This is a genomic window from Acinetobacter towneri, assembly GCF_001758345.1.
Taxonomy (GTDB): domain Bacteria; phylum Pseudomonadota; class Gammaproteobacteria; order Pseudomonadales; family Moraxellaceae; genus Acinetobacter; species Acinetobacter towneri_A.
In genome coordinates this window covers 27,852-52,329 of record NZ_MKQS01000017.1, presented here as the reverse complement: position 1 = coordinate 52,329, position 24,478 = coordinate 27,852, and the positions used below count along the sequence as shown (strand labels likewise).

The 24,478-nt window shown below is 37.3% G+C and carries 23 protein-coding genes; 6 read left to right on the top strand and 17 right to left on the bottom strand.

The genetic code is table 11. From position 1 onward, the window contains the following. A partial coding sequence (locus tag BJN41_RS10000; protein WP_031970042.1) for a transposase domain-containing protein occupies window positions 1-269 on the top strand: 269 nt, incomplete at its 5' end. A 124-nt stretch (window positions 270-393) separates the two neighbouring features. Here the strand turns inward: BJN41_RS10000 and galE are convergent. The 17 genes from galE to tviB form a co-directional block, all read right to left on the bottom strand. Continuing rightward, window positions 394-1,416, bottom strand: a complete 1,023-nt coding sequence (gene galE, locus BJN41_RS09995; RefSeq protein ID WP_070154957.1) for a UDP-glucose 4-epimerase GalE — start codon at window positions 1,414-1,416, stop codon at window positions 394-396. Beyond that, entirely contained in the window at window positions 1,409-3,130 is a 1,722-nt protein-coding gene (pgi, locus tag BJN41_RS09990) for a glucose-6-phosphate isomerase (protein WP_070154954.1), read from the bottom strand. The genes galE and pgi overlap by 8 nt, the downstream gene beginning before the upstream one ends. After that, window positions 3,130-4,398, bottom strand: a complete 1,269-nt coding sequence (locus BJN41_RS09985; protein ID WP_070154951.1) for a nucleotide sugar dehydrogenase — start codon at window positions 4,396-4,398, stop codon at window positions 3,130-3,132. Before BJN41_RS09985 ends, pgi begins: the two co-directional genes overlap by 1 nt. A 551-nt stretch (window positions 4,399-4,949) precedes the next feature. Next, the gene (galU, locus tag BJN41_RS09975) at window positions 4,950-5,831 is read right to left on the bottom strand and encodes a UTP--glucose-1-phosphate uridylyltransferase GalU (RefSeq protein WP_070154947.1); all 882 of its coding nucleotides are present in this window, start codon (window positions 5,829-5,831) and stop codon (window positions 4,950-4,952) included. 28 nt (window positions 5,832-5,859) lie between these two features. Continuing rightward, window positions 5,860-6,477: a sugar transferase gene (locus BJN41_RS09970; RefSeq protein ID WP_070154945.1), complete on the bottom strand. Its 618-nt coding sequence runs from the start codon at window positions 6,475-6,477 to the stop codon at window positions 5,860-5,862. A gap of 12 nt (window positions 6,478-6,489) precedes the next feature. Next, window positions 6,490-7,329, bottom strand: a complete 840-nt coding sequence (locus BJN41_RS09965) for a glycosyltransferase (RefSeq protein WP_070154944.1) — start codon at window positions 7,327-7,329, stop codon at window positions 6,490-6,492. 779 nt (window positions 7,330-8,108) lie between these two features. Further along, window positions 8,109-8,729 carry a haloacid dehalogenase-like hydrolase gene (locus BJN41_RS09955; RefSeq protein WP_141730393.1) on the bottom strand — a complete coding sequence of 207 codons (621 nt, stop codon included), beginning with the start codon at window positions 8,727-8,729 and terminating at the stop codon, window positions 8,109-8,111. A gap of 4 nt (window positions 8,730-8,733) precedes the next feature. Further along, window positions 8,734-10,047 (bottom strand): O-antigen polymerase, encoded by a 1,314-nt coding sequence (locus tag BJN41_RS09950; RefSeq protein WP_070154940.1) that lies wholly within the window; start codon window positions 10,045-10,047, stop codon window positions 8,734-8,736. Further along, window positions 10,034-10,945: a glycosyltransferase family 2 protein gene (locus BJN41_RS09945; RefSeq protein WP_070154938.1), complete on the bottom strand. Its 912-nt coding sequence runs from the start codon at window positions 10,943-10,945 to the stop codon at window positions 10,034-10,036. The genes BJN41_RS09950 and BJN41_RS09945 overlap by 14 nt, the downstream gene beginning before the upstream one ends. Beyond that, window positions 10,932-12,203 carry an O-antigen translocase gene (locus tag BJN41_RS09940; RefSeq protein WP_070154935.1) on the bottom strand — a complete coding sequence of 424 codons (1,272 nt, stop codon included), beginning with the start codon at window positions 12,201-12,203 and terminating at the stop codon, window positions 10,932-10,934. Before BJN41_RS09940 ends, BJN41_RS09945 begins: the two co-directional genes overlap by 14 nt. A 5-nt stretch (window positions 12,204-12,208) precedes the next feature. Continuing rightward, a complete protein-coding gene (locus BJN41_RS09935; RefSeq protein WP_070154933.1) occupies window positions 12,209-13,324 on the bottom strand; it encodes a DegT/DnrJ/EryC1/StrS family aminotransferase in 1,116 nt (371 codons plus the stop codon). 10 nt (window positions 13,325-13,334) lie between these two features. After that, entirely contained in the window at window positions 13,335-13,754 is a 420-nt protein-coding gene (locus BJN41_RS09930) for a MaoC family dehydratase (RefSeq protein WP_070154931.1), read from the bottom strand. After that, window positions 13,754-14,488: an N-acetyltransferase gene (locus BJN41_RS09925; protein ID WP_070154929.1), complete on the bottom strand. Its 735-nt coding sequence runs from the start codon at window positions 14,486-14,488 to the stop codon at window positions 13,754-13,756. The genes BJN41_RS09930 and BJN41_RS09925 overlap by 1 nt, the downstream gene beginning before the upstream one ends. Beyond that, window positions 14,485-14,883 (bottom strand): sugar 3,4-ketoisomerase, encoded by a 399-nt coding sequence (locus BJN41_RS09920; protein ID WP_070154927.1) that lies wholly within the window; start codon window positions 14,881-14,883, stop codon window positions 14,485-14,487. The genes BJN41_RS09925 and BJN41_RS09920 overlap by 4 nt, the downstream gene beginning before the upstream one ends. Next, window positions 14,880-15,764, bottom strand: a complete 885-nt coding sequence (gene rfbA / locus BJN41_RS09915; RefSeq protein WP_070154925.1) for a glucose-1-phosphate thymidylyltransferase RfbA — start codon at window positions 15,762-15,764, stop codon at window positions 14,880-14,882. Before rfbA ends, BJN41_RS09920 begins: the two co-directional genes overlap by 4 nt. Then, on the bottom strand, window positions 15,764-16,822 hold the full coding sequence (rfbB, locus tag BJN41_RS09910) for a dTDP-glucose 4,6-dehydratase (protein ID WP_070154923.1): 1,059 nt from the start codon (window positions 16,820-16,822) through the stop codon (window positions 15,764-15,766). Before rfbB ends, rfbA begins: the two co-directional genes overlap by 1 nt. A 12-nt stretch (window positions 16,823-16,834) precedes the next feature. Then, entirely contained in the window at window positions 16,835-18,112 is a 1,278-nt protein-coding gene (gene tviB, locus BJN41_RS09905; RefSeq protein ID WP_070154921.1) for a Vi polysaccharide biosynthesis UDP-N-acetylglucosamine C-6 dehydrogenase TviB, read from the bottom strand. 341 nt (window positions 18,113-18,453) lie between these two features. Between tviB and BJN41_RS09900 the strand changes: the two genes are divergently transcribed. From BJN41_RS09900 to BJN41_RS09880, 5 genes are all read left to right on the top strand, one after another. After that, on the top strand, window positions 18,454-19,521 hold the full coding sequence (locus BJN41_RS09900; RefSeq protein ID WP_413772610.1) for a polysaccharide biosynthesis/export family protein: 1,068 nt from the start codon (window positions 18,454-18,456) through the stop codon (window positions 19,519-19,521). Window position 19,522: 1 nt separating this feature from the next. Then, window positions 19,523-19,951 (top strand): low molecular weight protein-tyrosine-phosphatase, encoded by a 429-nt coding sequence (locus BJN41_RS09895; protein ID WP_004680161.1) that lies wholly within the window; start codon window positions 19,523-19,525, stop codon window positions 19,949-19,951. Between the two features lie 19 nt (window positions 19,952-19,970). Then, the gene (locus tag BJN41_RS09890; protein WP_070154917.1) at window positions 19,971-22,172 is read left to right on the top strand and encodes a polysaccharide biosynthesis tyrosine autokinase; all 2,202 of its coding nucleotides are present in this window, start codon (window positions 19,971-19,973) and stop codon (window positions 22,170-22,172) included. 297 nt (window positions 22,173-22,469) lie between these two features. Then, window positions 22,470-22,844 (top strand): endonuclease domain-containing protein, encoded by a 375-nt coding sequence (locus BJN41_RS09885; RefSeq protein WP_070154916.1) that lies wholly within the window; start codon window positions 22,470-22,472, stop codon window positions 22,842-22,844. A 173-nt stretch (window positions 22,845-23,017) separates the two neighbouring features. Further along, a complete protein-coding gene (locus BJN41_RS09880) occupies window positions 23,018-24,457 on the top strand; it encodes a capsule assembly Wzi family protein (RefSeq protein WP_070154914.1) in 1,440 nt (479 codons plus the stop codon). Window positions 24,458-24,478: the final 21 nt, after the last annotated feature.

Sequence of the window (24,478 nt, the reverse complement as noted above, 5' to 3'; positions counted from 1 at the left end):
ATCTGGATGATGGCAATCTACCTATTTGCAATAATTGGGTCGAGAATCAGATGCGTCCCTGGGCGTTGGGGCGCAAGAACTGGCTGTTTGCAGGTTCGCTGCGCAGTGGTCAGCGAGCGGCAAACATCATGACGTTAATCCAGTCAGCAAAGCTGAATGGCTTGGATCCGTATGCCTATTTAAGTGATGTGCTGAAAAGGCTGCCGACACATAAAGTGACCCAGATTGAAGAGTTACTGCCACACTGCTGGAAACCTAAATCGAATTAAAATTGGTATGGGATTCAGCGGACGCTTACCCTAATCTGAAAAATCAAAGCAATATAAAAAATGGGAGTCAAAACTGACTCCCATTGTTTATGCCCTAAACTTTGTGGCTGAGTCTATAGGATGATTAATCTTGACGATAACCATTCGGATTCTGCTTTTGCCAGTTCCAACTATCGGCTAACATATCTTCTAAGCCATATTGTGGTGTCCAGCCTAGTTCTTGCACAGCACGACTGTTATCTGCAAAAGAGGTCGCCACATCGCCTTCACGACGTGGTGCAAACTCAAATGGAATCTGCACACCATTGACCTGTTCAAAAGTATTCTTCACTTGCAGCACCGAAATTCCATTACCCGTACCAATATTCCAAGCACGGCAACCCTGTGCAGTCAAACGGTTATTCAAGGCACATAAATGCGCATTGGCCAAATCGACCACATGAATATAATCGCGCACGCCTGTACCATCTGGCGTGGCATAATCCTGCCCAAAAATTGACAGTTTTTCACGACGTCCCACCGCCACTTGGGTGACATAAGGCATTAAATTATTAGGAATACCTTGTGGGTCTTCGCCAATGCAGCCACTTTTATGCGCCCCCACAGGATTAAAATAACGCAATAGCGCAATCGACCAACGTGCATCGGCAAGGGCTGCTTTTTGTAAAAGCTGTTCCACAATCAGCTTGGTATAGCCATAGTTATTACTTGGCATCCCCGTTGGCATCTCTTCATTCAACGGCGAAATATTGGCTTCATCATATACTGTAGCCGATGAACTAAACACCAGTTTAAACACATGCGCACGTTGCATCGCCTGAACCAGACTAATTGAACCTGCAATGTTGTTGTCAAAATAGCTCAGTGGAATTTGTTGGCTTTCTCCCACTGCTTTGAGTCCTGCAAAATGAATCACTGCATCAATTTGATGTGCAGCAAACACAGCATCCAAAGCAGCAGCATCACGAATATCACCCTGAATAAACTGCAAGGTTTTGCCAGTCAGTTGCTGCACCCGCGCCAATGACTCTGCCGAGCTATTGGACAAATTATCTAGCACCACCACGCTGTGCCCTGCATTCAGCAACTCGACACAGGTATGTGAACCAATATAGCCCGCACCGCCTGTTACTAAAACATTAGCCATCTATTTTTCCTAATAAAATTTTTAATAAACCTTGAGTCGATGTATCGAGTGCCGATAAATCCTGTTGCTGCCCATTTAAAATAGGCAAGAGCTGATTGGCAATTTCCTTGCCTTTTTCTACGCCCCATTGGTCAAAGGGATTGATATTCCACAGCACCGATTGTACAAAGACTTTATGTTCATACAGGGCAATCAACATGCCTAAGCTATGCGGATTGAGTTCTTGCAATAAAATACTGCTACTTGGCTGATTACCACTGTACTGCTTATACGCCGCTAAGCCCTCTAATTCCCGCTGATCTAATGCCTGATTACCAAAGGCCAAAAGCCGCGACTGCGCCAAGCAGTTGGACAAGGCCAAATGATGCTGCTCTACCAAAGCCTCAGCAGTTTCCGCATAGGTAAATTGATTGGCATTATAACGCTGCACAGGGGCAATAAAATCACAGCTGACCGCATGTGTCCCTTGGTGCAACAATTGATAGAACGCATGCTGTGCATTCGGCCCAACCTCACCCCAAACAATCGGGCAAGTATCGACGCTCAYCGCCTCGCCATTACGCTGAATCGACTTGCCATTCGATTCCATTTCTAATTGCTGTAAATACGAAGCGAAGTATTTTAAACGTCCATCATAAGGCAAGACCGCATGAGTCTGAATATTCAGGAAATTATTATTCCACACCCCCAGCAAGCCCATCAGCACTGGGATGTTCTGATCAAATGCAGCCGTTTGAAAATGCTGATCAACCGCATGTGCACCTGCTAAAAACCGCTGGAAACCCGCAACGCCAATGGTCAGGGCAATCGGTAAGCCAATACACGACCATAACGAATAGCGACCACCCACCCAATCCCAAAGCAAGAGCTGATTTTCAGGACAAATGCCCCAAGCGGTCATTTTATCAGCTTTGGTGGATACCCCAATAAAGTGATGTTTCAGAATTTGCGCATGTGTACCCAAGGCCTTTTCTAGCCATTGTTTCACCGTTTGCGCATTGGATAAGGTATCAATGGTGCCAAAAGACTTGGACGAAATAATAAATAAAGTAGTTTCAGGACGCAGACGATGCAGCAATTCAGATAGCTGGCTGCCATCCATGGTAGACACAAAATGTACATTCAGTGGTTTTTCAGTTGCCACTTTAAAATCAGATAAGGCTTGGGTCACCATCAATGGGCCTAAATCTGAGCCACCCACACCAATATTGACCACATCCTGAATCACTTCACCCGTGGCACCACGGTATTGGCCTGCATGGATTTTTTCCACCAAGGCATACATACGCTCAAGCTGGGTATGGACTTGCTCAGTCAATGCAGCGTAGGCATCGGTCTGTTCGGAAGCACTTGATGCTGGGCTGGTCGCAGGCAAACGCAAGGCCCAATGCATCGCATCGCGCTGTTCGGTATAGTTGATTTTCTCTGAGCCTGTTGCCGTTGAAAATAAACGTCCAATCCATTCAGCAAGCTGACTCTGCTTGGCAAACTGAACCAAGGTCTGCAACACCTTGGCATCAATCCGATGCTTGCTATAGTCAAACAGCACACTGTCCAAAGCCACCGAGAAACGCTGAAAACGCTGCGGATCTTGAGCAAACAGCTGATTTAAATGCAGTTGCTGAAACTGATGCTGCAATTGTTGTAACTGCGGCAAGGCATTGTCATTTGGAGAGATCGAGCTTTGCGTCTGTGGCATTGTGCTACGAATCATTAGCGACCGACTCCCATATAAGCAAAACCTTGTGCCTTCACAAATTCAGGATCATAAATATTACGACCATCCAAAATCAGCGGATGCAGCATCTGCTGCAACAAAGTTGGATAATCCAAACTCCAATATTGTTTCCACGCGGTCAGCACACATAATGCCGATGCACCTTCGACGGCTTGATATTGGTCTGTACATAAAATTAGATCATCGCGCTGACCATACTGTGCCACAATTTCAGGCAAGGCTTGTGGGTCGTGCAATTTGACMGTCACACCCTGCGCCCACAACGCAGGCAACATCACATGAATGGGCGAATGTTGCACCCTTGCGGTATTTTCTTTAAAGGCTGCGCCCCAAATAGCCACAGTTTTGCCGTTTAAATCGCCCTGATAATAATTCCACAACTTTCTAAACAAGAGTTCTTTTTGTTGTTCGTTAATGTCCCAGACCTGCGCCAACAGCTGACTTTTCACCCCTGTGGTGGATACGGTACTGGCCAGAGTCTGAATATCATGACTAAAGTTTTCACCACCAAACCCTGCACCGGGGTACATATACGATGCACCAATACGGCTATCTGCTGCCATACCCTGTCGCACATGTTCAATATCAATCCCTAGTTTTTCTGCCACCACTGCCAAGTCATTGATATAACTGATACGAGTCGCCAACATGCCTGAAATACTCAGTTTGGTAAATTCTGCATCCAACACAGGCATAAACAGATATTGCTGCGCACGTGGGAATAAGGGGCGAAGTAATTCTTTGAGTTTGACTTGCGCACGTTCATTTTCACAACCCACCGTGAGTTGCTGTGCACGGGTCATACTTTGAATGGCATTGCCCTCTTGAATCATGTCGGGCAAATATATCCAGTCATCTTGTGGCAAGATTTTTTGCAGGCGCTGTGTGCCATTTAAGCCCAAAGTCGAGGCATTGATCATCAATTTAGGGTGAATGATCGGACGTTTTTGCAACTGCCCCAAAACGGTTAAGGCGTGAGCTTCTTCAGTCGGGTTCAAACTGAGTAGATAGACATCCACATCTAAAGGCAATGCAGCAAAATCACAATAGTGTAAAAAGTCCTTGCTGCATTGTTGTTGTAATAACTGGCTCAAGGCTTGGTCTTGAAAGCTGAGATGTTGCTGTTCTAGTGGATGGGCAGCATCCTGAAAGATATCGCACCAATAGACTTGATGCCCACATTCTGCCAAGAGTGCAGACATCACGCCTGCATAGAGGGTTTTTCCAAAGACTGCGACTTTCAAAATGTGTTCCTGTGTATTGGTTGATGCTGTTTATTTCATGGGGTTACTCTCTTGATTCAAGAGAGATTAGGAAAGATTTTTACATTTCATCCTTTCCTACTGTTCCTCCCTTTTTAAAGGGAGGCTAGGAGGGATTTTCAACATTGAAAGTTTTCACCATATTTGGCTCTCCTTTTTTTAATCCCCCTCAATCCCCCTTTGAAAAGGGGGAAGTTCGCACAAGCAAGGGCTTTATAATGGATGTTCCACCATGAGCAAGAATTTAAGCACTGCTTTAAATTTTCGCACATAAAATCAATTTTATAATGAGCACCCCTCTCTTTTTTAAAGAGAGGTTGGGAGAGATTTTCAACATTGGAAGTTTTCACCATATTTGGCTCTCCTTTTTTTAATCCCCCTCAATCCCCCTTTTTCAAAGGGGGAAGTTCGCACTAGCAAAAGCTTTATAATAGATGTGCCTCCCTGAGCCAGAGTTTAAGCACTGCTTTAAATTCTTGCGTAAGAAGGGAGGCTAGGAGAGATTTTCTAATCTTTCCCCCCCTTAATCACCTTTAAGATTCAAGCTTTAACTCTTGAATCAAGGCTTTAAAATCATCGCCTAATTTTGGATGATCGAGCCCATAATGCAATACTGCTTTTAAGTAACCCAACTTGCTGCCACAGTCAAAAGTCTGACCTTGCATACGGTAAGCTTCCACCACACTGTTTTTTTGCAACATGGCAATGGCATCGGTCAATTGAATTTCATTACCTGCCCCTTTAGGGGTGTTTTCGAGCAAAGTCATAATTTCTGCAGGCAAGACATAACGCCCCACCACCGATAAATTAGAAGGTGCCGTGCCTACTGCAGGTTTTTCGACAATGCCCTGCATCACGGTACTTTCACCTTCAGCAGGTGCTGCAACTACATCGACAATACCGTATTGATCAACCAAATGCGCTGGCACTGCTTCGACCATAATCTGTGCGGCATGGCTTTGCTCAAAGCGCTGAATCATGCGTGCCAAGTCATTTTGTGCAGCATCATCCTTTACCAAAACATCGGGTAACAGCACTGCAAAGGCGTCATTGCCCACTACAGATTTAGCACATAAAACCGCATGCCCTAAGCCTAAAGGTTGTGGCTGACGTACACTCACGACACTGACATGTGCAGGTAAAATTTCGGTAATTTCTTTGAGCAAATCCATTTTTTGTTTTTGTTCCAAAGTGGTTTCTAGCTCAAAGTTACGGTCAAAGTAGTTTTCAATGGAGGCTTTAGAGGAATGGGTCACCAAAATAATTTGCTCAATCCCTGCTGCAACTGCCTCCCGTACTACATATTCAATCGCAGGACGATCGACCACAGTCACCATTTCTTTGGGAATGGCTTTACTGGCTGGCAGAAAACGGGTGCCTAAACCTGCAACGGGTAAAATGGCTTTTTTAATCATTGTGAATGTTCTACTAACTATTATTGAGTTATGTTTGCTTTTTTTCATCATTGCTAGGATTATTTCCTGTAAACAAGGAAGGACCCACATGCCCAGGTGCGTTAATACCTTCTCGCTTAAGCATAACGCTGACTGTCTTAAGCATAATTTTGAAGTCCACCCAAATATTATGATGATCGACATACCATACATCGCACTCAAAACGCTGCTCGTAATCTAGCTCATTACGCCCACTCACTTGCGCCAGTCCAGTCATACCTGGCTTTACCTCTAAACGACGTGCCTGCTCGGGAGAATACAGTTCAACAAATTCTTTTAACATTGGTCGTGGGCCCACCACACTCATATCTCCTTTTAAGACATTGATGAGTTGTGGCATTTCATCCAAACTTGTGGCACGTAATTTTTGTCCAAATGGCGTGATACGTTGCTCATCTGGCAAAGGATTGCCTTGTGCGTCATTTGCATCCCTCATAGAGCGGAACTTCATCATTTTAAATAGCTTGCCATCTTTACCTGGACGCTCTTGATAGAAAAAAATAGGGGAGCCTAAATTTTTGCGAACCTTATAACAAACAATAAGGAAAATCGGAGACAATAATATTAGTGCAATCAATGATATAAAAATATCCATTAGTCGTTTCATTGCTAACTTACTCTATTTTTGAACTTTCTTACGTAAAAACGTATTATAAAGTTTACCTAGCAGGTTTGCTGGCATTAGTCTAAAAGCAGATCGTACAATAAAGTATATATTAGCATAAAAAGGTGATTGAATTTTTAGCTGTTTTTTTAAGTCTAGTAACTGTTTTTCACTTTTAATATATTTGAAGCCTTTACGACGTTTATGCATACCGTTTCCTACACGTGCATATAAAATCACATCAGGTAAATTTGCTACGGTATATCCTGCACCAATCACTCGAAGCCAAAGATTGTAGTCTTCCATAAATAAATGGTGCCGATATCCTCCCAAAGCCAAAATAATGCTTTTTTTATACGCCACAGTCATATGGTTAAAAGGACATCTTTTCTGGGCAAATTTTTTTATGTCTACATGCGTAGAGGGTACACTTTTAATTACTGTTGAATCATTTGGCGTCTGATCAAACTCAAGTATTTGACCACCAAAAAGTACGATGTCAGGATTTTCTTTAATAAATTGGATTTGTTTTTCGAAACGATCCGCTTTACAGATATCATCTGTATCCATGCGGAGAACCCACTCATTTGAGCAGTGTTCTAATCCTTTATTTAATGCTTTTCCCAGCCCAACATTTTGGCTTAATGGAATCACCCTTAAAGACTTACCAATGATTCGTTGCCATTTTTGGACACATTGACTTAGTTCCTCACCAATCGGTCCATCTAAAACCAAAATAATTTCATCTGGTTGAATGGTCTGATCTTTCCAAATACTTTGAAAGCATTGATCCAAAGCTAGAAAATTTTCTTTATGATATAAAGATAATAAAACAGAAAAACCTAAGGCGCTCATTACTCTTCACTTCGAATTAACTTAGATAAAAAAACATATGATAATAGTCGATAAATAAAAAAGTAAAAAGATAAATATATAAATAAATCCACATATACCAAATTTGAAAAAAAGTATAAAAACACAGCTAAAATTAATAATAAAAAGTAATAAAATGATCGGAATCTATCAAAATTTTTAAATTTCATAAAATAGCTAGTTTTAAAACGTTTTTTTGTAGAAAATTCTAAAGTCACACAGAAAGGATAAATTAAATATAAAAAAAATGCTAAAATTAGACTTTTCTCAATCAAAATAAAGATAATAAAATAGCGAAAATAAACAAGTAGTGAGTACAATGGAAGATTAAAATTGTTTCGAATATTATTGTAAATAGTATATGTAATTAAAATTAAAAAAACTGATATTAGCAATGGAAAAAATAAATTCACATAAAATACATATACAAGAAAAATTGATAATAATAAAATTAAAAATCTTGTAAAAAAAACAAGAGTTTTCTTAGATTCATAATATTTTAGTTCTTTAGAATTTAATCTAATTGTAGGGTTTTCTTCCTTCTTTATCAACTCGCAATCATTAACAATATATCCAATTTCATATGCAGCATATATTGAAAAAATTAATAAAAAAGAAAAACCATAATCTAAATTAAAATAAAAACAAGCTATAAGTACAGGAATCACATAGGTTGTAAACCACGAAATTTTAGAACTTAATGATAATAGTCGTGTATGAAAGGTATAAACAAAAGGTAAATACAAAAACATCATTTAGAATTAATCCTCTAAAATATAATCAACTGTTAAACCATTTCTTTCCCAAAATCCAATATTCTTTGGGGTAGATAATATAATTGATTTTGAAGATTTTTTTACCAGTTCTAAATCGGAGAGGTTATCTGTCACAACTAGATCTATGTTTTCATATTCAAAAATTTTATTTTTTACCCCTAATAAGTCATTACTAATCCTCCCAGTACAAATTCCATTTTTAAACTCTAATTTAGAAGCAAAAAAATCAGCATTTAACATTTTTGCAATATGTTCAACTACAATATCTAAGCTAGCAGAACAAAGTATTATAGAATCTAAAGGCATACTATTTATTAAATTAAAGGTATAATCTATTTTCTTCTCAATTAAAAATTCATTATAAAATCTTTCAGATAATTTTTCTAAACTTTCTTTATTAAAACCCTTTAATAAATTTACAAATAACTCTCTATAGATATCTCGACCAAACAATTTCCCGAGTAATAAAATTAAAAATCTACCAATTAAGGAATTTAAAAAAATCAGCTTAAAACTATAAACGCCTTCAACTTTGTATACATATTTTATAAAATCAAAAGTAGTATTTGATTTAAACATAGTCCAACACACATCAAAAATTTTCAAAATTCTATGCCTCATGTCTGAATAATTTTGAAAAAACTATTAAAATTAAGAAAATTAAAAAAATATCTATTAATGCGACTACTCCAACCACAGGAGAAAGTAACAATTGATAAATTTTACTATATATCAAAGCAAAAAAAACAATTGAAGTAAAGTTTTGCTTATTAGTATTATATAAATTTATTTTCATTTTATTAATTCTACCTAAGATAAATCCTAAATAAAAAACAAAAAAACTTCCTCCTATATAACCAAAATAACTATACGCAGCTAGATCAAAATGATCGGTGCTACCACCACTCAAGCTATTTGGATACCAATATTCCCATATAGCTCTACCTATTGTTATTGTTTCACGGCCATTATTATTAAAAATGTTATCAGTTACTCCGCTTCCCAAATAGGGTCTAGCTATAAGCTCTATAAAACTAGAGTCTTTATCAACAACCTTATCTAAAACTAGATTAGACAATCCTAAGTAATACATATCACCATTTGCAATTACCCTCGACAACAACATCTCTACAGCAGGATTATATTTGGTATACTGTGAAGAGTAATCCATACTTTCTGCTAGCCTATTAGAAAAAAACAAAGATGAAAAAACTACAAGTAGTAAAATAACTAATCCACTTAAAATACTTTTCAATTGTAATTTAATAAACTTACCATAGAACAACATATAAGTGATTATTGCTAAATAAATTGACTCTAAAATTGCAAACTTTGCACCAGTTACTAAAGATGACACCAAAATAAAAATTAAAAGCGTGATAGATTTTAATATTTTATTACCACCTTTAAATAAAAAAATTGTTAAAGATGCTATCACAAAACATCTTATTACCTCCATTATCCTTACTAAATGACCAAACCCCTTATTAGCCTCAAACCTAGAAATAAAAAACAAAGTGAAATTTACATTATATATATAATACAGCAACAATAAAAAATAAAAAATAATAAGAAAGTTTAATAAAATTTTTATTGAAATTTCATTTAAATATAAATCCAATCTCCTCATACCGAAATTTATTTTTTTTGAATAAAAACCTAAATAAGACCCTAGCAATAAAAAAATAAAGGAAGAAAAAATTAAAACAAAATATTTAGTTGCAATTATTCCACCAATAAATAACAATACAACCACAGCATAAGAAGTACCAAAAGTAAAACATATGAAAAAGATTATAGGATCATAAAAACTCAATATTTGACTTTTAAACAGAAAATATAATAAAAAAAAGAATAGTATTGATATTAAAATATAAAGAAAATAATTTTCATATATATACAATATTAAATCATAAGGATTCATTCACACCACCTCTTTTCAAGAAATAAAAAAAACCTACAATTAAATATTTAAAAAATATAAATTTTTTATATTGTTTAAATATATTGTATGCATATTTATTACTAGAATATCTAGAGATAGAATAAAAACCTTCAGATACAAACAATTTCTTTATATCATCATACTCATCAAAAAACTTAAATTCTTCTAAAATTTTCATTTTATTTTCATGCATCCAAATATATCTTTTATGATTATTTGAACCGTGAACTCTATAGTAAGTAAAAACATTTGTGACTTGCAGGTGCTTAAAATCATTTAATGCAGCTTTATAAAATATATATAAATCCTCAATTAAGATATTTGGATTATAACCACCTAGATCCTTTATAACTGATGTCCTAAACATAGTTGTTGGAGAATAAATATTATTACTAGATTTAAAAATATTTTTTCTATCTTTAACTATATTTTTTTTGATTAAGTTATTCTGAAATTTATCTTCAAGTTTACATCCATTTTCATCAATTTTTAATTGACTACCTGAACATGCATAATATTCTGGATGATTATGTAATATTTCAACTTGTAGCTTAACTCTATCACTAGTCATATAGTCATCAGAGGCTATTAATATCAAATACTCCCCCTTAACCCAATCTAAAGATTCATTTAAAGTATGAGTTAAACCTTTATTAGGTCTATATCGAAATTCAAACCGAACAAACCTTTCTTGGCAAGCTGGGATCATTCCTTGTATTTTTTCTACCGAGCTATCCTTTGAACCATCATCGATAATAATTAGCTCAATATTTTGATACGTTTGATCAACAATACTTTTAATGCAATCTTGAACAAATTTTTCATGGTTATAACAAGGGATAACCACTGACACTAAAGATTGATTATTCTCTTTCAACTCTACTCTCTCGATCTTTTAATACCGCAAACACAAAATAACCCATTACGCTCCAGTACAAGGCATAATTGACCAAATGTGCAATGGAAACACCTTTAAATCCAAAAAATTGTGTACATAAATAAGTTAAAACAATAGAACTACACGCAAAAATAATTTCAGTGCTTATAAATAACTTTGTCATTGCTTTACCCAGCATCAGGTAAGCTAAAATCCAACTACCAATCTTAAGTGAATCACCAATCATCTGCCATAAAAATAGCTCTCGCATTGGCAAAAATGCAGCACTAAAAAGCAGCGGGATAATCCAATCCTTTAGCAGATATACTACAGTACCGCCAAGTGCAGCTATAGGGAAAATAAATTTATAACCTAAATAAACTTCATTTTTTATTTTTTTGATATTTGAAAGCTCAGATAACCTTGGTAAATAATATACACTTAAGGTGGTCGTCACCAACATCAAATATGCAGCACTTAAGCGAATCATCGCTTCCCAGTAACCCGCATATGTAGCATTGTATTCATGAACCAAATAACTACGTATCACCATTTGAGATAAGGGTACACAAATGGCACTCACCAAGGCCATAGCAGCAAATGCCAAAAACTTTCTTGCAATATCTGGATCAACTTTTCCAAAAATATATGAAAAATTAAACCACTCTGACCTATAGCTTAAATACAAAGTGACAATAAAGTTTAAGGATTGATAAATACATAATGCAACTAGTGCGCCATACAAGCCCAACTTGACTGCAAGTAATCCCGTCACGATTAGAGAAAATAAACTGCCTGCAATATTTGCAAAAACAAGTTTCAATATTTCTTTTTTACCATTTAAGATGGCTAGCAAAAGTGCATTTAAATTGAAGAAAATAAGAAATACTGCAAACCAAATTAAGATAGAACCATACTCTCCTGTTTTAAATATCCAAAATGATAATTCCTGATGAAAGATTAAGACCAAAAAAGTAAAAATAAAACTAAAGATTGAAACAATACTTCCAGCTGTTTGCCACACTGTTCTTTGTTTTTTTTCATCAGCATAATATTCAGCTGTGTACTTGACCACTGCTGTATTCACCGCACTCCCAGCAAAAGTCGTGATCATTTGAATAAAGTTTTGGAATTGACCAATAGCAGCATAACCAGCAGGTCCGACATATACTGCGAGTATTTTATTCAATAAAAACATCGTGGCTGTTTTGATTAAAACAGCCACCCCGTTTAATGCGCTCGTCTTTAGCAGATTCATTACTTTTAAGCTTGAAATTGATTACATAAAGCGATAATTCTTTCTGCATCTACTGCAGACAGTGTCGGCCCCATAGGTAAACTTAGTACTTCATCATGTATCTGTTCAGAAATTGGATAAGTTAAATTATTCCATTCTTTATATGCTTGTTGTTTATGTGGTGGAATCGGATAATGGATTAATGTTTGAACACCATGATTTAATAGATACTGGTGTAAAGCTTCACGATGCTCTGTACGAATTACAAATAAATGCCAAACATGCTGCTCATAAGTTTCTGCATTAACTTCCTTCAATGGGAGTTGAATTAGAGGATTTTTGATTCCATCTAAATATAAATTCGCAATAAAACGTCTATGCTGAGTTTCCTGATCCAAGTATTTGAGTTTAACATTTAGCAACGCTGCCTGAATTTCGTCTAATCGACTATTCACACCCGGAACTAAATTTTTATACTTTTCATGCGAACCATAGTTACGCAATGCTTTTAACATGGTCGCTAATTCTGCATCATTCGTTGTAACTGCACCTGCATCACCCAATGCACCTAAATTTTTTCCAGGATAAAAACTAAAACCTGAAGCATCGCCCCAGTTTCCTGCTTTTTTACCTTGTATTTGTGCCCCGTGACTTTGTGCGGAGTCTTCTAAAACCAATAAATTGTGTTGTTTGGCAATTTGCATAATTTCTGGCATTGCAGCCAATTGACCATATAAATGGACAGGTAAAATCACTTTGGTTTTAGCCGTTAGTGCTTCTTTTATTTTTATAAGATCAATATTGTAGGTAGAAATGTTTGGCTCAACTAAAACTGGCGTCAAGTTATTTGCTGTAATGGCAAGAATGCTAGCAATATACGTATTCGATGGAACAATTACTTCATCTCCATCTTTAAGTTTGCCTAACTCTTTCCATGCACGTAGTGTCAGAATCAATGCATCTAAGCCGTTTGCAACACCAATTGCAAATTGTGTACCACAATATTCAGCAAAGTTACTTTCAAAACTTTCTAGCTCTTTACCACCAATATACCAACCTGAATCAATAACACGATTACAAGCCTCTACAAGTTCAGCACGATATTGAGCATTTATAGCTTGGAGATCTAAGAAGGGGATCATAAAAAAACACCTAAGGAATAAATATTTCTGCTGTACCTATCGTTACAACTTTTCCACTTACTGAGCATACTGTTTCGAAAGTTACTCGTTTCGTAGAGATATTCACAGCTATAACGGTTACTTTTGCCTCCACTGTATCTCCTAAATAAACAGGCCTTTTAAATTGCAAATTCTGACTAACATAAACACAACCTTCGCCAGGAAGTTTTGTTCCAAAAATCGCAGAAAAAAAACTTGCCGTTAGTAAACCATGTGCTATGCGACCTTTATACCTTGAACTTTTCGCATACTCCTCATTGACATGTACAGGATTATGATCACCTGATAGCCCAGAAAACCCCTTGATATCTGCATCTGTTATAGTTTGTGAATATGATGCAGTCATACCAATTTGAATTTCTGTAATTGTAAATGATTTTTTTATTTGCATTATTCAGCAACCCACTCTTTAACAATTTCAATAGGATAGCCGCGATGAAAATGTTTTCGCCATGGATATGCATTCTCTTTACTGTCTTGTAGTTTTATTTTAGAAGTTGTACATATTTTTTTTGCTGGCGACCCTACATAAACCATATTTGCCTCTGTTTCACCTTTTAGTGAAGAGTGAGCACCAACTAAAACGCCTTCAGCAACAGTTGTACCAGGTAAAATTACAGACATAGTTGCGATTACAGCAAAATCCTCAACAGTTACACCTATTAGCGTGTCACTAGGCGGATGTGGGTCGTTTGTAAGAACTACATATGGAAAAATCCAAACAAAATTTCCAATTTTGCTTTTCTGCCCAATATGTACATTACTATGAAAACGAACATAGTCTCCAATTTCACAATGCCCTTGCAAATCTGATAGTGTTCCTATTTGCAAGTTTTTTCCAGCTTTAACTAACTCTCTCACAGTGACTCGATGCCCTGTAGTCAAACCCTCACCAAAGTACGAGCCTTCATAAAAAATACTATGAGATCGAATGTTAGCGTTTGCACCAATTACAAGAGGCTCACCTTTTGATAAATGATTAGCAACACCAATTTCACAAAATGCGCCAATAATTGAATTATCACCTATAACAACGTTGTCATAAACAATAGTGGAGGGGCCGATCTCTACATTATTACCAAGTTTTGCTTTAGGTGAGATTATTGCTGTAGGATGTATTTTCATTTAATCACCTTATTCAGAAAATCTTGATAATCACGAATATAGTCGCTTTCATCATAATGTTCACTTGCCAATACCAATAAAACACAATCATCCGAAAAGTCATGCATTTCTCGCCAAGTCAAAGCTTCAATATACAAGCCTTGTGTTGGTGAGTTAAGAGTCACCTCTTCCCTAGCATGACCATTGTCCAAAATAAAACAACAACTCCCTTTGACACATACCGCAACTTGCTTTAAATCGATGTGTGCATGAAAGCCACGAGACTGATTTGTTGTATTAAAAATATAATACAAACGCTTAATCTCAAAAGGAATAGATTGATTAGACTCTATTGCAACCAATCCCCCTCGCTGATCTCCCAAACTCGGCAAATCAATTAGTTTTATTAAACTCATATTAATTCATTCACCAATGAAATTAGATATTGACCATAATCATTTTTACTCATGCTCTGACCAATTTCTAAAACTTGTTCTTTACTCAGCCAGCCATTATTCAGGGCAATTTCTTCTAAACACGCAACTTTATAGCCCTGACGTTTTTCAATAGTCTCTACAAACTGCGCTGCCTCAAGTAAGCTCGCATGTGTACCTGTGTCCAACCATGCAAAACCACGTCCCAGCAATTCCACATTTAGATCACCACGCTCTAAATACATCTGATTAACTGTGGTAATTTCTAATTCTCCACGCTCAGATGGCTTCACTTGTTTCGCAATTTCAATTACATCATTGTCATAAAAATATAGACCTGTGACTGCAAAGTGAGATTTAGGTTGTTTAGGTTTTTCTTCTAGAGAAATTGCACGTTTCTGCTCATCAAATTCAACCACGCCAAAACGCTCAGGGTCTTTCACTTGGTAGCCAAATACCGTTGCACCTTTTTGACGTGCGACGGCTTGACGGAGCATTGGGGTAAAACCTTGACCGTAAAAAATATTGTCGCCAAGCACTAAACAAACATTACTGTTTCCAATAAAGCTTTCACCAATTATAAATGCTTGTGCTAAACCGTCTGGACTAGGTTGGACTGCATATTCAAGCTGAATACCAAATTGAGCACCATCACCCAATAAACGCTTAAATCCATCAATATCTTCAGGAGTACTAATAATGAGTACGTCACGAATACCTGCAAGCATCAGCACTGAAAGTGGGTAATACACCATTGGTTTGTCATAAATAGGCAATAATTGCTTAGATACCCCTTTGGTAATCGGATATAAACGTGTACCTGAACCGCCAGCTAAAATAATACCTTTTGTTGTATTTGACATTATGAATTTACACCTAATCTTTCGCGTTGGTAACTGCCATCTTGCACTCGATGACACCAGTCTAAGTTATTCAAATACCACTCTACCGTTTTACGGATTCCAGTTTCAAATGTTTCCGTAGGTGTCCAACCTAATTCATTTTGAATTTTTGTGGCATCAATTGCATAGCGTAAGTCATGCCCAGGGCGGTCTTTTACAAACGTAATCAGTGATTCATAAGTTTGACCGTTGGCTTGTGGTTTTAACTCATCCAAAATTTTACAAATGGTTTTAACCACTTCAATATTCTGCTTTTCATTATGACCACCGATATTATAGGTTTCACCCACTACACCTTCGGTCACCACTTTATATAAAGCACGTGCATGATCTTCTACAAATAACCAATCCCGAATTTGCTGACCATTACCATATACAGGTAAAGGTTTAGCATCTAGTGCATTTAGAATCACCAAGGGAATTAACTTTTCAGGAAAATGATAAGGACCATAATTATTCGAGCAATTGGTCACAATTACAGGCAAACCATAAGTTCTGTGCCAAGCACGGACTAAATGGTCTGAACTGGCTTTAGAGGCAGAATAGGGAGAGCTTGGCGCATATGAAGTCGTTTCAGTAAATAAATCTGTCGTGCCTTCTAAGTCACCATAAACTTCATCAGTTGAAATATGATGAAAACGAAAGTTTTGTTGCGCTTCAGCGTCAAGCCCCATCCAATACTTTCGAGCAGCTTCTAATAAAGTATAAGTTCCCACAATATTAGTTTGAATAAATGCTGCAGGACCATCAATTGAGCGATCTACATGCGACTCTGCAGCTAAATGCATAATTGCATGAGGCTGAAATGCATCTATTACAGCTGTAATTTGTTCTGTATCACAAATATCAATTTGTTTGAACTCATAGTTCGAGTGTTGATCAATTTCTTTTAACGATTCTAAATTGCCCGCATAAGTCAGTTTATCGATATTTAGAACTTGGTTGTTGGTATTTTGAATAATATGGCGGATGACAGCAGAACCAATAAATCCCGCACCGCCAGTAACTAAAATTTTCATAGTTTCCTTTTATTATAAGCGAATATCTACATCTGTATGATTTAAAATATATTTTAAATCATATAAAACATATTTTTCTTTTGCCACTGCTTTAAATTCATCTATAGACATCTGTTTAAACTGATCATGCGCAACTGCTAAAACAATGGCATCATATTTAGCGTTCGCCAAACTAGAAACAGGGTCTATACCATATTCCTTTGCAGCGTCTAACGGATCTACCCACGGGTCATAAATATCTAAATCTAAATCATATTCTTTTAAAGCTTTGACCATATCTACAATTTTAGTATTGCGAATATCTGGACAGTTTTCTTTAAAACTTAAGCCCATCACTAAAATTTTTGAACCCACCACTTGTATACGCTGCTTCACCATCTCTTTAATCAATTGTGTTGCAACATATTCACCCATACGGTCATTTAAACGACGTGCCGCTAAAATAATTTCTGGATGCAATCCTAAAGACTGTGCTTTATGGGTTAAATAATACGGGTCTACCCCAATACAGTGCCCACCGACTAAACCTGGACGGAAAGGTAAAAAATTCCACTTGGTTCCCGCAGCCTGTAAAACCGCTTCAGTATCAATACCCAACTTATTAAAGATCACGGCTAATTCATTAATTAAAGCGATGTTCACATCACGTTGGGTATTTTCAATGACCTTGGCGGCTTCAGCCACTTTTATACTCGGTGCTTTATGTGTACCTGCAGTCACAATCAGTTTATAGACTGCATCGACAAAGTCTGCAACTTCTGGAGTAGAACCCGAAGTCACTTTTAAAATATTGGTCACACGGTGTAGCTTATCGCCTGGGTTAATCCGTTCTGGGCTATAGCCTGCAAAAAAATCCTGATTGAATTTTAATCCAGACACTCGTTCCAAAACTGGAATACAGGCTTCTTCGGTAGCACCGGGGTAAACGGTAGACTCATACACCACTACATCGCCTTTTTTAAGTACTTTCCCAATACTGGTAGAGGCTTTAATGAGCGGGGTTAAATCGGGTTGTTTAAACTCATCAATTGGGGTTGGTACAGTCACAATAAAAAAATTGCAGCTTCGTAGGTCATCTAAATGAGCAGAATAAGTCAATTGCGTCGCTTGTTTAAGTTCTTCTGACGACACTTCTAAGGTATGATCTTGCCCACTTTGTAATTCTTGTATGCGTTTTTGCTGAATATCAAAACCCACCACAGGCAACTGCTTACCGAATTCAACCGCTAGAGGTAACCCGACATAGCCTAAACCAATAATGGCAATTTTTAGGTCTGAAAGCTGTAGCATTTGAGCGCCTTTAAATTTATATCTGTATTTTATGAAGAATGAATCTTTCGGCGAGAATACTAGCAGAAATTTATTAAATTTCTATTATGATTTGTGCTCAAATTAGTTGAAAGATGCATCAGTGTATAGTTTTTGTGACTATTCAACTTTTTAATTTAGATTAAATTCACTATTTGCGATTTTTATCATTTTTTCGCAAGGAATTTGACAGAATCTGCAAAATGATTACAAATTGCTATGTACCTATTTGACAAGTTCGGTAAAATGGCGGGAATTGATTTAAATATTTTAATAAATTAAAAATGGAATCTCGCGTGCGACACTTTCAACTGGCTGTTTTAATGGCATGTGGCATTGCCGCCACTGGCTGTGCTGTGACCTCTGGCTTACAAACTTATGACCTACCTACACAAGGTGCGTACAAAACAGACCAAGGCGCCCAACTAACGGTCGTTCAGCTAACACAGGACAATTTACCTAGCCACTTGCTTAACAACATTCAGAGCACAAATTCTATCTATCATTTATTTAAGAATAAGCAACACATTTACCGTTTAACCGCAGGTGATGTACTTTCAATTCAGCTTTGGGCTTATCCCGAAATCACGCCACCTATCCAAGATATTAGTAATATCAAAGCGGCTGGCTATCCAATTGACCCAAATGGCAATGTATATTTACCTCTGCTTGGACAAGTCAAAGTTGCTGGCAAAACGCTGGCTGAAATCAACCAATATTTACGCTCACAATTTTCGCGCTATTTAAAACACCCAGATGTTGTTGTGCGGGTTCTTTCTTACGAAGGACGCCGCTATTTTGTAAATGGTCAAGTTATGCGTAGCGGTCAGTACACATTAAATGACCAACCTATCAGTGTTTATACAGCTTTGGGACAAGCAGGTGGCGTAAATACTGAAACAGGTGATAACACCAATATTCAACTGATCCGACAAGGGCAAACCTATCACTTAAATGCTGTAGAACTAGAAAAGCAAGGGTTGTCTTTGCACAACTTACTTATTCAGCCCAATGACACAATTTTTGTAAATGCAAAACAAAATCAAAAGCTGTATGTTATGGGTGAATCAAATAAAAGCCAGGCACTTACTTTACGTGATCAGGGCATGACCTTAAGTGATGTATTGGGTGAAAGTGAAGGTATTAACCCTTATTCTGCAAGTGCTGCACGTATTTTTGTGATGCGTACAGATTTAAATACTAAAACCTCTACAATTTATCATTTGAACTTAAGCAGCTTAGGCAATTTGGCTTTAGCCAATCAATTTCAGATGCAAAAAAATGATATTGTATATATCGATGCAACGGGGCTTACACGTTGGCAACGTATCATGAATCAAATTGTGCCTTTCTCGAGTGCACTTTACACATTTGACCAGTTAGGTAAATAGCATGCAAATTCAAAATGTTTTAGTTGTATGCATTGGAAATATATGTCGTAGTCCCATGGCTGAATATTTTCTAAAAAACAATCATCCCAATTTAAATATTGAGTCTGCAGGTCTCTCTGCAATGTCTGGGCATTCGGCAGATGCAAAAGCTATTCACTGTATGGATCAGCTGAATATTGATATGCGTCCACACATTGCTAGACAAATTACTGCCGAAATGATTAAAAAATCCGATTTAATTTTAGTCATGAGTAATAATCAAAAAAAACATCTTGAGCAAACTTGGTCTTTTGCCAAAGGAAAGGTTTTTCGTTTGGGGCATTGGCAAAATCAAAATGTGCCCGATCCTTATCAACATGATCAAGCTTTTTTTGATGAAACTTGTCGCAACATTCAAAAATACGTTTCTGACTGGCAATCCCATTTTTAATTTTTAGCAGTTTTATTTCATGAATTCGAATAGCACACCTCAAGACGATACCATTGACTTAAAAGAATTATTCTTTTCTTTGCTATCTCAATGGAAGCTCATTGCTCTATGTACACTCCTTAGCCTCGTTTTTGCTCTGCTTTACTTAAAAGTAACGCCAAATGTCTACTCAACGGATGCTATGATTCAGGTTGAGGACGCTAAAGGTGCTGGTGCCGCAGCGCTTTTAGGGGATTTAGGAAGCGCAATGCCTGGAGGATTGGGTGGAAAGTCAGCTGCAGATGCGGAAATTGAAATCTTAAACTCACGCAAAGTGCTCGGACAAACCATACAAGACTTAAAGCTAGATATTCGTATCACCGATGAACAAAGTAGCTTGACGTATCGTTTGCTCAACACAGTTCAAAGTAAAGTGATCTATAAAAATAATGTTGTGACTTGGCAAGATAAAAAAAATGTATTTGTTATTCAATCTTTTGATGTGCCTAATTTTTATCTAGATAAAAAACTCACACTAAACTTTATCAATGGACAAGAGTTTAGCCTGTCTTATAAAAAAGATGTAGTGTTTAAAGGTAAGTTAAACGCGATCAATCAAAGCCTAGATCAGAAAGGTTTATGGAAAATTCAAATTTATGCGAAAAACCCTATATCGCATGATTTTTCAGTCACTAAATTATCTATGCCTTCAGCCGTAAAATGGATTAAAAAAGATTACGGAGTAGCGGAAAGAGGTAAAAACTCTGGTGTGATTGGTCTTAACTACAATGGTGAAGATAAAGAACATATCACACAAGTACTTAACCACATCTTAAATATTTACCAAGCACAAAATATTGAACGTAAATCACTGGAATCGGCTCAAACATTGAGCTTCCTTGAAAAGCAACTGCCTGAGTTAAAACAACAACTCGAAGACTCTGAAATTAAATTTAACCGTTTCCGAGAACAATATAACACAATTGATGTAACACAAGAAGCGGAGTTAATGCTAAAGCAGAATGTTGAGCTTGAAAAATTAAAAATCCAACTACAACAGCAACAAGCAGAACTCTCTTCAAAATATACGCCTGACCACCCATTAATGTCAGCAATTAACGCTCAACTTTCTGAAATTAACAAAAAAACTTCAGAAATGACTCAATCCATTAAGCGTTTACCTGAAACCCAGCGACTGTACTTACAACTGCACCGGGATGTTAAAGTAAATGCTGAGTTATACACTGCGTTATTGAATAGCTATCAACAACTCAAAATTGCCAATGCAGGTGAAATTGGTAATGTACGCATTATTGATACTGCAATTGAACCTGTAAAACCAATTAAACCTAAAAAGCTCATCATATTAGTACTTGCTATTTTTGTAGGTGGCTTCTTGGGCACATTATTAGCCTTACTGCGTAATATGTTGCGCTCAGGTATTAAAGACTCCAATAAAATTGAAAATGAACTTGATTTACCTGTTTATGCCACTGTGCCACGATCACCTGTGCAAGAAAGCCGTATTAATATTCTGAAAAAGAAAAAGAATATTCCTATTCTTGCGGTGAAACACAGTGATGATATTGCCATTGAAAGCCTGCGCAGCATGCGTACTGCTATTCACTTTGCTTTAAGCAGTGCCAAAAACAATATCATTATGATTTCTGGCCCTGCACCAGAGTTGGGTAAATCGTTTATTTCAACTAACTTAGCGACTATTTTGGCGCAAAGTGATAAGCGCGTATTATTGATTGATGCCGATTTACGTCGCGGTTATATGCACAAATATTTTAACTATGATGTGCAACCTGGTTTGGCTGAATATTTAAATGGTCAACACGAGTTAGGCAATATTGTACGCAGTACTGAAGTTGAAAATTTAAGCATCATCAGTCGCGGCAAAAGCCCTGCTAATCCGTCAGAATTGTTAAGTACGCAAAAATTTGCAGATATGCTCACGCACTTGTCGAGTCAGTTTGACCATATTCTGATTGATACCCCGCCAGTTCTTGCGGTCACCGATGGGATTATTATTTCACAATATGCGGGTGTTAATTTGGTTGTGGCACGTTACGGCAAAACTCAAATGAAAGAGCTTGAAATGACTGTCAACCGCTTTGAACAAGCTGGTGTTAAAGTAAACGGCTTTATTTTGAATGATATTCAACGTGAAGCGGGTGGTTATGGCTATGGTTATAACTATGCCTATGCCTATAAAGCTAATAAGGATGAGGATTAAACTATTTACTCAACCGCCCTTTTGCTAGGCTTCCCTCTTTGTCAAAGATGAGCTATATAGCAAAAGCCACCAACGTTAAAATCCCTCCTAAGCTTCCTTTCTTACGCAAGAGTTTAAAGCTGTGCTTAAACTCTTGCTCAGGGATGAGCTCCATTACAAAGTTTATGCTCGTGCTAAGCTCCCCCCTTTGAAAAAGGGGGATGGAGGGGGATTAAAAAAATCTAAAAAGATGAGCTATGTATGTCACAAGAAAGCTAATTAAAAATAAACCACTTTTAAAAACAAAGAATAAAAACCATGCAACCCTATAACAAAAATTTAAAATATAACGCACGACAGTTAAGAAACAATATGACTGAAGCAGAACAAAAACTCTGGTTACGACTGCGTCAAAAACAAATCTTGGGCTTACAGTTTTATCGGCAAAAGCCTATTCTGAATTTTATTGTAGATTTTTACTGTCCTGCGGCAAGTTTAATTATTGAATGCGATGGCAGCCAACATTTGAACGAAAAAGGCTTACAGTATGATTTAGTACGTGATCAGGCTTTAACACAGTTAAATTTAACGGTGTTAAGACTTAACAATTTACAAATTTTGCATGAACTCGATGCAGTCATCCAAACCATTGAAAATGTGATTTTAAGTCAACACGCTGATAATCCCTCCTAACCTCCCTTTAAAAAGGGAGGAACATTCATTACAAAGTTCCACTTGTGCATCTCACCCTTTTTACAAAAGAGTTTTCTGTTGAAATTTACAACAATACTCAACAATTCACATTGCAAAAATCCACTCAAAAACCTATCTTGTTTACAGTTTATAAACGCTGAGAATATATAAGCATGTTTCCACCCAAAGCGCTGTTGGCGACACTGGCATTAAGCTCCTCCTTCACCTTTGCCCAAGGCATTGTCTTAAATGACCAAAACTTACGTACCGATTTAAACTGGCTAAATCAGCAAGGCGTGATTCAAATTAGTACTTCAACTTGGCCTATGAGTAGTGATGAAATTCAACGTGCACTTTCTCAAGCCAAAATCAGCAACAACAATCAACAAAAAGTAATAGATGCGGTAGTGGCACATTTAAATGCCAATAACCAACTGCTCAAAGCCTCTCTTTTTGCAGAAACTGATCAAAAAAATATTCCACAGGCCTTTGGCGACCAACAAAAAACGCAATATCAAGCAGGTTTGGAACTCAATGCAGGCAATCAAAACTGGGATGCTAAAATTCGAGTCAATGCAGAAAAAGACCCACAAATTGATAACGATCAAGATGTCAATGTTGAAGGTTCCTATATTGCAGCCAAGCTTTGGAATCAATGGCTCATTGCTGGGCAAATTCCAACCTACTGGGGGCCTGCACATGACGGCAGTTTAATTCGTGGTGATGCTAGCCGCCCAGTTTACGGCGTAACCATGCAGCGTGCTGAACAACAAGCTTTCAGCAACAAATGGCTGTCTTGGATTGGTCCATGGCAATATCAAGCCTTTGCTGGTCAATTGCATGATTATGATGATGTACCCGATGCCAAATTGATTGGTTTACGTGTCACTGCACAACCGCTACCTTATTTCGAACTTGGGGCATCACGTATGATGCAGTGGGGTGGGGGTGATCGTTCAGAAAGTCTATCCACACTTTGGAATGCAATCAAAGGCAACGATAACTTTAATAACAGTGATGATGATAAATCTAACCAAGTTGCAGGTTTTGATGCACGCTTAAACCTACAGCCATTGCTACAAGTGCCAATGGGTATCTATGCACAATACGCAGGTGAAGATGAAGCTGGTGGCTTACCTTCAAAAAAAATGTATCTGGCTGGGGTCGATTATTCATCAAGCTATCAAAATATGCCGTTCCAACTCTATACCGAATGGGCAGATACCCGTACTAACGGTAAAGCACAAGGTATTACCTATAACCACCATGTCTACACTGATGGTTTCTATCAACATGGCTATCCTTTAGCGCATGCCATGGGTGGTGATGGACAAATGATTTCAGTCGGTGGTGATATTCGTTTTGATCGTATGAACCGCGTGAATGCACGTATGTTGTTTGCCAAATTGAATGAATCAAACCGAGCAACCAACCAAGCTTTCCCAGAAAAAGATCAGTTAAAAGCTTTGGATTTGACTTGGACACACTATTTACGCCCAGATATTCCACTTAAACTGAATGGCTGGATTAGCGATTCAGATGTCCATGGTAATGATGGTGGTGCATCGATTGGCATTGAATTTCCTTTAGAAAAAGGGCTATTTTCTTATTAAGTCTACCCGCTAGACCGAAAT